Origin of the sequence: Ureibacillus acetophenoni (genome assembly GCF_900220965.1) — a bacterium.
Lineage (GTDB): Bacteria > Bacillota > Bacilli > Bacillales_A > Planococcaceae > Ureibacillus > Ureibacillus acetophenoni.
In genome coordinates this window covers 92,862-105,319 of sequence record NZ_OBQC01000001.1, presented here as the reverse complement: position 1 = coordinate 105,319, position 12,458 = coordinate 92,862, and the positions used below count along the sequence as shown (strand labels likewise).

Genomic DNA, 12,458 nt, shown 5'->3' with positions numbered 1-12,458 from the left:
CCAGTACTTGTGAATTGGATACGCTTATTTGCGGTTTTCACGTGGTCTATTTGCGAATTTTAGTACTCTATTTGCGATTCTTATTTTATTTGCGATATCGGGTGGTTTACTTGCGAATTTACATAGCTTATTTGCGATTTCCTGGGGTCTATTTGCGATTTCCGGAACTCTATTTGCGATTCTTATTTTATTTGCGATATCATGTGATTTACTTGCGAATTTACATTGCTTATTTGCGATTTCCTGTAGTCTATTTGCGAATTTCGGAACTCTATTTGCGATTCTTATTTTATTTGCGATATCATGTGATTTACTTGCGAATTTACATTGCTTATTTGCGATTTCCGGTGCTCTATTTGCGAATTTCGGAACTCTATTCGCGATTCTTATTTTATTTGCGTATCGAGTGATTTACTTGCGAATTTCAGAACTCTATTTGCAATTCTTATTTTATTTGCGATATCGGGTGATTTACTTGCGAATTTACATTGCTTATTTGCGATTTCCTGTAGTCTATTTGCGAATTTTAGAACTCTATTTGCGTTTCTTGATTTACTTGCGATATTGAGTATTTTACTTGCGTATTTCATATCCTTATTTGCGATTTCCGGTGCTCTATTTGCGAATTTCGGAACTCTATTTGCGATTCTTATGTTATTTGCGATATCGGGTGGTTTACTTGCGAATTTACATTGCTTATTTGCGATTTCCGGTGCTCTATTTGCGAATTTCAGAACTCTATTTGCGATTCTTATTTTATTTGCGATATCGGGTGGTTTACTTGCGAATTTACATTGCTTATTTGCGATTTCCTGGGGTCTATTTGCGAATTTCGGAACTCTATTTGCGATTCTTATTTTATTTGCGATATCGGGTGGTTTACTTGCGAATTTACATAGCTTATTTGCGATTTCCTGTGGTCTATTTGCGAATTCCGGAACTCTATTTGCGATTCACAGTTTATTTGCGATATCGGGTGAGTTACTTGCGAATTTACATTGCTTATTTGCGATTTCCCGGGGTGTATTTGCGATTTCCTGGGGGCTATTTGCGAATTTTAGAACTCTATTTGCGATTTCCGGTGCTCTATTTGCGAATTTTAGAATTCTATTTGCGTTTCTTGATTTACTTGCGATATTGAGTATTTTACTTGCGAATTTCATATCCTTATTTGCGATTTCCGGTGCTCTATTTGCGAATTTCAGAACTCTATTTGCGATTCTTATTTTACTTGCGATATCGGGTGATTTACTTGCGAATTTACATTGCTTATTTGCGATTTCCGGTAATCCATTTGCGATTTTTAAAACTAGTGCTAACACCTCTCCCTCTCCTTTTACTTATCATTCGGTATTTTTCAAGGTATAATGAAAGGAAGGGCTTTTTTTGATAAATTTAAGGTTTCCGGCGGGCTGGCCAACCAAGGTACAGCCCGCCTAACGAAAATATAAAGCAATAGTTTAGGGAGAGGTCAGATGAGTTTATCGGTTTCAGAAATTGCGCGAGAACATTCGGCATTTATCTATGAACAGGTCGATCAGATTGAACGGACGCTCCATCCTTCTGTGACAGAGGATGAGGAGCTTGTTCGACGTGCACTTTTTGCGGTGCGCAATAAATCTGTTTTGTTTCAACGATATATTCCGACGCAGAAACGACTTTACATATTTGTACAAGATGTTAGTCCACCGGATGTGACCATTGATTTTAATCACAAACTTATTGTTTGCAGTTGTCCACAAGATGGAATGTGCCGTCATAAAGTAAGTGTGATTTTGTCGCTCTATCAATATTTAGATTCCGTACAGGATTGGGCTGCAAATTGGCGGGAGAAGAAAAATGTTTCCCTACATGTGTTAGCAGGAGAACGGAGTCCAGAGAGCTGGCAAACGATGGTCGATGAAGTCATGTCACACATACTACGAGGGGAAGCACGTTTAGATAGCTACCTTATTTCAACAATGGCTGACAACGCACTGTCTAAATTGAAAAAACACTTACCTTTTGAGCGTGAATGGCAACCGCTTTACAATATTTTCATGGAACTTTCCGTGTTGAATATAATTTGGGAATATCTCACAAAAACAGGTTCCCGAATGGAAAATGACTATTTCGAATACTTTTTCGATCGACGTTATGACTCATTACAGAACCACATTCAAGAAATTACAGCACGGTCTCGTCTATTTGCCATGGATCCGTTTTATGATGTTCTTCAAAAAATGGTGCGCGAATTCATTACTCAACGCGAAGGCCATATTAACCGAAGAATGAACCTTTATTTATTATTCTGGGATACGATGTTTATCGAAAGACGTCGGGCCATTGAAGAGCTTGAACTTATTGAAAATGCAACTGCGCTCGAAAATGACGTTACAGCGAAAGTTATTAAAAACATGTTTTTTATTATTTTGAAAAACTATGACGAGTTAAAAGCGAATTTAGCAACGATTTACGAAGAACAATTATTGTTATATTTCGGTTTAGCAAAGTTTTCTGTTTCCAAAAACGACTCACTTGCGACTGAACTAATCTTAAAAGCGATTTTACCTTATTTAAATAAATTCCTGAACCATTATTTGCAACCTGGATTCCGCCAATCCTATGTAAAAAAAGTAAGTAAATTATATGAAAATATTGCACTCACTGAATATGAAGAACAATCTTTATATTCCGCATTTGGTGTTTACGGGATCCAACCTTTTTCAATGTATTTGTTAAAAAACAAACGTTATGAAGAGTGGGCTGCCCTTCATCAACTGCATCCATCTTCTATTTCGTATTTGGAATCTTGCGGTTTACGAGAAGTGATAGATGAAGCTCCACATGCAACACTCCCTCTATATCACTTTTATGCGATGGAGGAAGTGAATCAAAAATCTCGGTTAAACTACAAACAAGCAGTTCGCATTTGGAAAATGATGAAATCTGCCGCTAAAAAAAGTGGAAAAGTTAACTTTTGGTCAGACTATATTCAAACTGTGAAAGAGCAAAATAAACGATTGCGTGCACTTCAGGAAGAGTTAGAGAAAGGAAATCTACTATTATGATGCAGATCACCTCACCTTTTACAAAGTCCATAAGAATCCAGCTAGTTGAGCGGGAACCAGGTTTCTATACTGTAAAGGCTGTTTCAACATCGGATGACTCATTTACATTACCGGTGAGCTCGTGGGCGCATCTGTTATTTTATCGATACGAGCAAAACTTTTTCGGGCTCAGTGCAAACACGGAAGAAAACACAATCTTTTTGACTTTAAGTGAGTTGATGGATTTAATGTCACCTAAGATTGCCCATCCTTTTGTGCAAATCGATGGTGCTGATGAGAATTCAGATAAGCTCCTACGAGTAGTGAAATCCGTTCAACAACTATGGAACAGTTCCGCGCTTTGGGATTATGCTCTACTTACTGAAGAAGACGGGCTCAAGTTCGAGCTACCCGAAGTTTTTAGTAAAGATGAATACGTAATGAGTAACTTTTATCCTTCCGAAGTGGATCTGCCAAAATGTCAAGAACTACTCAATACTGCAACAAAGCAAAAATTAATTTATGCTGGTTTAACAAATGAAGATATCCCGGCGCTCATCCCGTTCTTTAAAGAAGGTGGCTGGCCACTAAATAACGAACGTACCATTGGAGATGTACGTGTTTCACTAAGGTTAAGCGAACCAGAAGATACTCAAGAAGTTTGGTTACTTGAAACTGTCATTAGTTCTGTAAAAACAGCAAAATTATGGACTCCTCCAGTTCGAAAACGCCATTTGCCAATTAAGCAAGTACTTCCAATGAAATGGGAAGCTTACGCAGATGAAATTGAATCTATGCAAAAGCAAATGCTGGAGTTGATTCAAATAGATCAACCTGGTATTTCGCAAGATGTCTTGTTGCATGCGGAATTAGAAGACACTCAAGTACGTTCATTATTACGTAATGATTTCGCTAAATTACAAGCACTTGGATTTGATGTTATCTTACCGGCTTGGTTAAAAGAGTTAAAGCAATCTAAAATGCGCGTTCGAGTTAGTGCTACTAGTCAAACGACACGAAAAGTGGCCGGACTTGATGATATCTTAACGTTTAAGTGGAATCTTTCACTTGGTGGTTCTAAAATTTCTGAAGAGCAATTCATTCAAATGGTAAATGAAAAACGTGAATTCATCCGTGTTGGTACGGAGTGGTTCCGCTTAGATGCTGAATGGATGAATGAAATCCGTGAACTTATGGATCAAGCGGAAAAGGAAAATTGGACAGTTCGTGAATTATTATTCCGTGAGTTACCTGAAGAACTTACTGCTCCTTTGCAAGAAGACGATGACTTAGAAGATGATGAGCGGGACGATCCTTTATTTACCTTTGAAATGCAAAGATCTTTAAAAACTTATGTTGAACAACTGCAAGATAAGAAAGGTTTACCACTAGTACAACTTCCGGATTCATTACAGGCTGAGTTACGACCATATCAGCAAGAAGGTTTGGAATGGCTAGTATTTATGAGAGAACAGCAGTTTGGCGCCATTTTAGCTGATGATATGGGACTCGGAAAAACAGTCCAATTAATTAGTTATGTATTGCATACGGTTGAAACACTTGGAGAAACTGCACCAACCATTATTGTTTGTCCGACATCTGTATTAGGAAACTGGCAAAAGGAATTAGCACGATTTGCTCCGAGTTTGCGCGTTTCTACACATTACAGTAGTTCACGATTAAAAGAAGATGCTTTCCGTTCATTTGTAGAAGATGAAAAACCACATATTATATTAACGACTTACGGGACGATTTCTCAAGATGTCGACTTTTTAGAAAAGATTCATTGGTCAACAATAGTTTTGGATGAAGCTCAAAATATTAAAAATATGCAAACACTCCAATCTAAATCAATTCGTAAATTAAAAGGACTACATCATATTGCATTAACAGGAACACCGATTGAAAATAGATTATCTGAGTTGTGGGCGATTTTTGATTTTATTCATAAAGGTTATTTAGGTAGTTTCGGAAAATTCCAAGAGCAGTTTATATTGCCTATCGAACGTGATGAATCAGAGCAACATAAAGAGATCTTACGGGCTAAGATTCGTCCCTTCTTATTACGAAGAACGAAAAATGATCCGGATTTACAATTAAACTTACCAGATAAATTAGAGACGAAAAAATTCTGTCCTTTAACTAGCGAACAAGCCGCGCTGTATGAAGGATATATTCAAGATACAGTAACTCAAATGGAAAACATGACTGGGTTTGAGAAAAAGGGTCGAATTCTACAGATGTTAAGTAAGTTAAAGCAGCTATGTAATCACCCTGCCCTTTACTTAAAAGAACCTTTTGAAGATGCAAATTCCATGATGGAGCGTTCTGTGAAATTAAAGAGTATCGTTGAGCTTGCCACTGAAATTGTTGAAAATGGTGAGCAATGTTTAATTTTTACTCAGTACATTGGTATGGGGAATTTACTACAACATTGTTTCAGTGAACTTTTAGATTTGGATGTTCCGTTTTTGACTGGAAGTATGCCAAAAGGTCAGCGAGATTCACTGGTTGAGTCATTCCAGGCAAAAGAGTTCCCTATTTTCTTACTGTCTTTAAAAGCTGGAGGAACTGGTTTAAATTTAACGGCTGCGACTCACGTTTTACACGCAGATCGTTGGTGGAATCCTGCCATCGAAAACCAAGCTACTGACCGAGCTTATCGTATTGGTCAAACTGAGTTTGTGCAAGTGCATAAATTTATTACGATTGGAACTATCGAAGAAAAGGTTGATAAAATGATTGAAATTAAATCAGCCCTTTCTGAAGAGCTTATCCAATCAAGCAACTGGTTGACAGAGTTACAAGATGAGGAATTAATGGATCTGTTAACACTTGATGCTGCAGTTTTAAGGTAATCAGAGTCGAAGTCGCAATGGCTTCGACTCTTTTTTTAGCCTCGTGTTTGTCTCTTACTTTCATTATTCAGTTGTCATACTCTAGCTATGTAGAGTTGGAGAAATGGTATCACTACTGGGCGGTCAGTCAGTAATGATTTTTATGTTAAAACCTCCTTTCTAGGGGCAAATTATTTAGAGGAATACATATATAGCTCGAAAGCTAATTTTGGAATTCAGTTCTGTAATTTTTATCGGAGTGAGATTTTTATTTGATTGAAAAAGTTATGGATTTTGTTGTTCCTTCAACATGTTTTATTACCTGATTGGTAATGCTTCTTCTGTTTTTGGTAATTCAAAGCTGTTTAATAATTCATTTGAACCACTTGGTGTTGTTCCAACTGCAATTGTTTGATTTTCCCCAAAATCAAATGTTGCGCTGGATTCTGCTACTTGAGCACCTTCACTTACATTCTTTTCCTTCTGTACTTTGTTTGCTGGAATTTTTAATATATAGAATCGGACATCATCGATTTGTACTTCAGTCGAATACACTTTTTTGTTTTCTTTATTCGTATAGGATCTAGATTGTAACCTTCCATTCACTCCAATAAGTGATCCCTTACCACAGTATTCAGCAATTCGTTCAGCGAGCCTTCCCCAAGCACTACATTGAACGAAATCTGCCTCAACTATTCCTTCGTTGTTTTTGTAGTTTCTGTTGATAGCGATTGTAAAACTGGCGTGTATTCGACCTTCTGATAATTGTCTAAGTACTGGATCTTTAGTTACTCGACCTACCAGTCCGACTTGGTTCATTTTTAGCACCTCCTTTCGCTATCATCATACTTTGAAAGGTTCATTTTTGGCAAAATCTGAAAATCTACTTTTGGCATGTTTTCAGGGGGTGAAATTTTAATTTTGAAAGGGCATATTTTTGCCCAAAATAGGGGAAATTGTTGAGAAATATGAGCTCAAGACGTTTTTTAAAAAACCGCCAAATAAAAAGTTTCGCAATTTTCTATGTTATACTAAAAATATCTATTTTTTGAAGGGGGAATGCGATTTGAAGACGTTTAAAATGCTCTCTTTTGCATTGATTAAAGAGGATAGCAAGCAGAACTTTCCTTTGATTGACGGTATTGTCATTAATCAAGAAAACAGTCACAAATCATGGGTGTTAGAGCTTTTCATCTCAAAAGAACATATAGCTACCTTCCAGCAATTACATAAATCAGGTGAAGTAGTTGACGTACATGTGGTCATTTCATTCCCAGATAACGAACCCGCTCCATTTTCTGTTGTAGTGAGCGACATACGCGAAATCCGCGGAAATTACTCTGTCTTGTTAAAAGGTGCGGTTACGCAGCTACGTAAGAAATATGCCGAGCATCTACTCAAGTTGCTTCTTGAAGAAGATCTACCAAAAGAAGAGCTGATTGACCGTTTTGAAAAAGGGATGAAGGAAAGGCCGAAGTTGAGGGAGATTTAAATATAGTTTTTATTTGCGAATTCGGGGACTTTATTTGCGATTGTTGACTGTTTATTTGCGATTTCCGGCACTTTATTTGCGAATTACAGGATTCCATTTGCGATTTTTTATTTACTTGCGAATCCGGGTACTTTATTTGCGATTATTGACTGCTTATTTGCGAATTTCGGCACTTTATTTGCGAATTACAGGATTCCATTTGCGAATTTTTATTTACTTGCGATTATTGACTGTTTATTTGCGAATTTCCGTATCCTATTTGCGATTTTTTTATTTACTTGCAAATCCGGGTATATTATTTGCGATTATTGACTGTTTATTTGCGATTTCCGGCACTCTATTTGCGATTTTTATTTTACTTGCGAATCCGGGTATTTTATTTGCGATTATTGACTGCTTATTTGCGAATTTCTGGATTCTATTTGCGACTTTTATTTTACTTGCGATTCCGGGTACTTAATTTGCGATTATTGACTGCTTATTTGCGATTTTCCGGATCCTATTTTGGGTTTTTATTTTACTTGCGAATCCGGGTACTTTATTTGCGATTTCCGGTACTTTATTTGCGAAATTTCCGGATTCTATTTGCGATTTTTATTTTACTTGCGAATCTGAGTACTCTATTTGCGATTATTAGCTTATTATTTGCGAATTCTAGCACTTTATTTTCGATTTTTAATTTACTTGCGATTCCGAGTACTTTATTTGCGATTTTCAGCAATTTATTTGCGAATCCCGACACTCTATTTGCGATATTGATCGTACGCCGATCTCCCGCCCCGCAATCCCCTCCCCTAAAAGAAAATCAGAAACGCGCTCTAGAAGCCTTGCCGCCTCCAGAAATTGCGTTTCTGATTTTTGTCCTGTTTCATGCTATTCAATTGTGTTACGGGTTAGCTAATGGTTATTTTTCGTCGTCTGTGATGCGCTCATCATTGTTGTTGATGACGCCAGAATCACCATTTTGGCCAGCACCGTTGCTGTTTTGTACACCATCGGCACCACCATTCATGCCGTTATTCGTAGTACCTTCTAAGCCACCGTTGTTAACTTCTGGGCCCGTTAAGTTCCCATTGTTATCGTTAACTGTGCCATTACCATTGCCATTGTTGTCCATTAGGCCATCATTACCATTGTTCCCGTCAAGAACATCATTCACGCCATTTTCGACATCACGAGCACCCTCTTGAATGTTATCCCCAAGGTCCTCTACAGGTGTATTGTCGTTATCGTTTGCGGCGTTATCGTCCGTATTACACCCCACTAATAGAGCTGATCCCATGATAAATGCGTACAATGGCTTTTTCATATAAAAAAGCTCCCTCCTTTCAAATAATCATTAACATCACACACTTTGGATGTGACTGTTCATAGATTACCCGGGAAAAGAGGGAACTATCCTTGACTAATTTATGCAACTTTCCATTAAATTATAAAGTATACGAACAGGACGGGAAAATTAGTTACCCCAATAAGGATTTCAACTTACTGAATGTATGTTGTGCTTATCACCCATACTTAACCAATGTCAGTAAGTTAAGATTCTTATTGATTTAACTGATTTTTTAATAATTGCTCAACATAAGCAGCTTCTGCTTTACAACTATAAGTATATTCCGTTCCTAGCTGTTGTTGCATTTTTTCAATGGAGTCGATCTGCTTTTGTGTTGGTTCTTCAGTTAGAACTTTTTCGATCACTTCATCAATTTTTTGTGCAATTTCTTCATGGAATTGTGGGTTGACTAACACTTCTTGTGGAATTTTATCATACCAAGCGGCACTTTCTGTGAAATAACTTTGCCAGTATTTCATGTAATCTTCCATTGAGAATTTTTCTTCATCCCAGCCAATTGACGCTAAATATAATTCAAACGATGTCGAAATCGAACGTGTAAGACTTATTTTAACTCCTGAAGATAAATCTTTGTACATTATTTAATTACCTCCTACGTATATAACCGCAACTACTACTAAACCATTTATTACCAATCGATTCAAATCACTAGTATATTGTATCCTTTATCAAGTAAAATTTCAAATTCCGACTTTTTTACTATGCATATACATGTAACGTAAAGGAGATATAGTGACGAATAAACAATTTTACTTTGGTTGTTCTGGTCCGATTGCAAATAGAATGTCTGCTTCACAAGCAATTTCACCATCTACAGTTGCGACAGCGTGTCCTTTACCCATTTGGCCCCTCATTCTAACAAATTCTACTTCTAAGCGCAACTGGTCTCCAGGTACTACTTGACGTTTAAAACGAGCGTTATCAATACCTGTTAAGAACGCAAGTCTTCCTTTAAATTGTTCAGATTTTAGTAAAGCAACTCCGCCCACTTGAGCTAATGCTTCAATAATTAGTACTCCTGGCATTACCGGATATCCAGGAAAATGGCCGTTAAAGAAATCCTCATTAATAGAAACATTTTTTAAACCGACCGCGCGTTTTCCTTCTTCCACTTCAATAATTCGATCTACTAATAAAAATGGATAGCGATGTGGTAAAATCGCCTGAATTTCATCTGCATGTAACATTTGATTTCCCCCTAATTTGTATTTATATGTATAAGTTATCCCATTACTAATATAAAATTGCGATTACTATACTTATCATATCATAATTAATAAATGAATTTCCTTTAACGGAGTATAACAGATTTATGACATCATTAATAAATTATTACAAAATAGTATGTGTCAAAAATACCGAATATAGAAGAAAAAAGTGGGAAGAATATGTTTCAAGTTTAAATGCTTTAGCACTTAAATGAATGCATTACTCTTTCCCATTGATGATGTCTAACATATGTTGCCAAGTATCCCAGTTTAATGCATCAACTGGATTTCCTTCACCGATTACCCCATATCCAATCATTAAACCAGCAATTGCAACAAATAGAAGAACTGCAAAGAAGACAATTACCTTAATAGCCGTTGCAAGAAGTCTTGAAAATAGAATTTCTTTTGTTGTTTGAGGTTGTTTTACTTCCTTCTTTTGCTTACTTTCTTCTCTTCGCATCCGCCGACGACTTGTCTTTTTTAGTTGAGATAAATCCTCACGCGGATTGGAATTATCATTTATTAATTCATTTGTCATTGGTTTGTACTCCTTTAGAATTACGTATTCACACGGTATCAGGAGTTGATACCATGTGAAATTAGATGTATTTATTATAAACTTTTTCTATCTCTATTAAACATAGTAGAATTAAGACCGAAAAATTATCTTATTCCATTGATCAAGCCAAGCATTTGATCGGCCAATGTAATTGCACGTGATTGGAATTGATATGAACGTTGAGCTGTAATTAGGTCTGTCATTTCTTTTGAAATATCAACATTTGACTGCTCTAAGGCACCATTTTGAAGACCGATTTCTGTACGAGCAGGACCTAGTAAATCAATTAAAATATCTTCTCTTAACCCAGCAAAGTTTTCTGGAATCCCAATATATGTATTAGAAATATGCTCCATAGCTTGCGGCTTTTGGAGTTCTGTAATACCTAATTCTGCAGTAATTGTTTCACCAGTTGGATAGTTAACTCCTAGAATTCCTTCATCTGTTAATGTGAAATTTTCAAATCCTTCTGGGAATAAAATCGGATTCCCTGTAGAATCTGCAACCGCATAGCCATCACCGTTTACTAACATAACAAGTCCATCTTCAACTGGAGAAACGTAAAAATTCCCCTGTCTTGAATAAACTAAATTTGTTCCATCGGCACCGTTTGGCATTAAAATATTGAAGTATTGTTTTTCTTTATTAAAAGCAAGGTCAAGATCACGATTTGTCGATTGCAAACTGCCTTGTGCATGATTTGTTTGAATTTGACCTAATTTTGCCCCAACACCGTAACGAATTCCCGCTGGTGATTGACGCTGTGCCTGGTCTAATTTGTCATTGTTATATTGTTGATAAAGAAGCTCGGAAAATTGTGCTTCTTTTGCTTTGTAACCCGCTGTATTACTGTTTGCAAGGTTATTACTTATGTTGTCAATTTGTTGCTGCAGTTGATTTAATGTGTTAGTTGCAGTAACCATTGTTCGAAGCATTTTACAACTTCCTTTCGTTCTTTGTTTTTAATTTCAACTGTAAAATTGACTCAAGTTGTACTAAACTCGACCAATTTCGTTTACCGCTTTTTCCATACTCTTATCGTAAGCTTGAAGTACTTTTTGATTTGCTTCAAAAGCACGGTACGCTGTTAATAAGTGTGTCATAGATCTAGCTGAGTCAACATTTGACCCTTCTAAGTAACTTTGTTTTAGTCCAAATACAACGCCTTCTTGTCCGTATGCGGAAGGTAAAACTCCTCCGTCTTCAGTACGGAATAAGCCATTATCTTGTTTTACTAATAAACTAGGGTTTGCTGAAAATGATACACCTACTGTAGCGATTGGAACGTTATCAATAGAAATCGTTCCATCTTCTGAAAGCTGGAAGTTATCATTTGGTACAACAATTCGTTCTCCAGTTTCAGATAATACATAATAGCCATTTCCATTTACAAGATAACCTTGTGGATCTAAAGTAAAGTTTCCGTTACGCGTATACGCTTCTCCACCGTCTGGATGTTCTAATCTGAAAAGGGCAGTTCCCATATTACCTGACTCTTCATCAATTGGATAGGTTCCATCAATAAGCGCCATATCTGTAACCATATTCGTCTCAATTAATGAACCTTGTGCATAATTTGCAAGAGTTTCTTGCATATAAATTCCAGTACTTAAAGAGCCAATTTCTTGAATCAATGGTACATTTAAATTTTTCTCAGTTGGTATATTTGTTTTATCAACCGCAGATAGTAACATATCAGGGAAAGAACGTATTGTCGTTTGATCGGCTTTAAATCCAGGTGTATTTGCATTTGCCATATTGTTTGTAATTACTTCTGTTTTTCTTTGTTGTGCAATCATCCCGGTAGCAACAGTGTAAAACCCTTTAAACAATACGATTCACCTCTTTTTCATCAATTTCACCTTGGTGTGGAGTTTTTGAGCTCACTCGAACTCGATCAAAATCTAAGTGCATCTAGCACCATAGGCTACTTCATTCAGCAAGTGGTTGTCCACATACTGAATGATAATCCTATG

The 12,458-nt window shown here is 36.7% G+C and carries 12 protein-coding genes and 1 pseudogene; 6 read left to right on the top strand and 7 right to left on the bottom strand.

The genetic code is table 11. From position 1 onward, the window contains the following. Window positions 1–28: 28 nt before the first annotated feature. The 4 genes from CRO45_RS00490 (at window position 29) to CRO45_RS00475 (ending at window position 5,887) form a co-directional block, all read left to right on the top strand. A complete protein-coding gene (locus tag CRO45_RS00490) occupies window positions 29–568 on the top strand; it encodes a hypothetical protein (RefSeq protein WP_097147667.1) in 540 nt (179 codons plus the stop codon). Further along, on the top strand, window positions 565–1,368 hold the full coding sequence (locus CRO45_RS19865; RefSeq protein WP_097147666.1) for a hypothetical protein: 804 nt from the start codon (window positions 565–567) through the stop codon (window positions 1,366–1,368). The genes CRO45_RS00490 and CRO45_RS19865 overlap by 4 nt, the downstream gene beginning before the upstream one ends. A 107-nt stretch (window positions 1,369–1,475) precedes the next feature. After that, complete coding sequence (locus tag CRO45_RS00480; protein ID WP_097147665.1) at window positions 1,476–3,050, top strand: hypothetical protein; 1,575 nt, start codon at window positions 1,476–1,478, stop codon at window positions 3,048–3,050. Next, window positions 3,050–5,887 carry a DEAD/DEAH box helicase gene (locus tag CRO45_RS00475; protein ID WP_408057104.1) on the top strand — a complete coding sequence of 946 codons (2,838 nt, stop codon included), beginning with the start codon at window positions 3,050–3,052 and terminating at the stop codon, window positions 5,885–5,887. Before CRO45_RS00480 ends, CRO45_RS00475 begins: the two co-directional genes overlap by 1 nt. A gap of 402 nt (window positions 5,888–6,289) precedes the next feature. On the opposite strand, the pseudogene CRO45_RS00470 reads toward CRO45_RS00475, so the two are convergent. Further along, window positions 6,290–6,685, bottom strand: a pseudogene (locus tag CRO45_RS00470) (single-stranded DNA-binding protein); the annotation flags it as partial. Window positions 6,686–6,932: 247 nt separating this feature from the next. Between CRO45_RS00470 and CRO45_RS00465 the strand changes: the two are divergent. Both CRO45_RS00465 and CRO45_RS00460 read left to right on the top strand, forming a co-directional pair. Next, window positions 6,933–7,358 (top strand): YwpF family protein, encoded by a 426-nt coding sequence (locus tag CRO45_RS00465; protein ID WP_097148077.1) that lies wholly within the window; start codon window positions 6,933–6,935, stop codon window positions 7,356–7,358. 136 nt (window positions 7,359–7,494) lie between these two features. Continuing rightward, window positions 7,495–7,818, top strand: a complete 324-nt coding sequence (locus CRO45_RS00460; protein WP_141400306.1) for a hypothetical protein — start codon at window positions 7,495–7,497, stop codon at window positions 7,816–7,818. Window positions 7,819–8,262: 444 nt separating this feature from the next. Here CRO45_RS00460 and CRO45_RS00450 read toward each other — a convergent pair whose 3' ends face one another. The 6 genes from CRO45_RS00450 to CRO45_RS00425 all read right to left on the bottom strand — a co-directional run bounded on the left by CRO45_RS00450 (window position 8,263) and on the right by CRO45_RS00425 (window position 12,314). Beyond that, a complete protein-coding gene (locus CRO45_RS00450) occupies window positions 8,263–8,667 on the bottom strand; it encodes a hypothetical protein (protein ID WP_097147660.1) in 405 nt (134 codons plus the stop codon). A 236-nt stretch (window positions 8,668–8,903) separates the two neighbouring features. After that, complete coding sequence (locus tag CRO45_RS00445) at window positions 8,904–9,290, bottom strand: hypothetical protein (RefSeq protein WP_097147659.1); 387 nt, start codon at window positions 9,288–9,290, stop codon at window positions 8,904–8,906. A 171-nt stretch (window positions 9,291–9,461) separates the two neighbouring features. Then, window positions 9,462–9,899, bottom strand: coding sequence for a 3-hydroxyacyl-ACP dehydratase FabZ (gene fabZ, locus CRO45_RS00440; protein ID WP_097147658.1), 438 nt, complete (start codon window positions 9,897–9,899; stop codon window positions 9,462–9,464). A gap of 241 nt (window positions 9,900–10,140) precedes the next feature. Further along, entirely contained in the window at window positions 10,141–10,461 is a 321-nt protein-coding gene (locus CRO45_RS00435) for a DNA-directed RNA polymerase subunit beta (protein WP_097147657.1), read from the bottom strand. A gap of 125 nt (window positions 10,462–10,586) precedes the next feature. Then, entirely contained in the window at window positions 10,587–11,417 is an 831-nt protein-coding gene (locus CRO45_RS00430; protein ID WP_097147656.1) for a flagellar hook-basal body protein, read from the bottom strand. Window positions 11,418–11,477: 60 nt separating this feature from the next. Continuing rightward, the gene (locus CRO45_RS00425) at window positions 11,478–12,314 is read right to left on the bottom strand and encodes a flagellar hook-basal body protein (protein WP_097147655.1); all 837 of its coding nucleotides are present in this window, start codon (window positions 12,312–12,314) and stop codon (window positions 11,478–11,480) included. Window positions 12,315–12,458 lie beyond the last annotated feature (144 nt).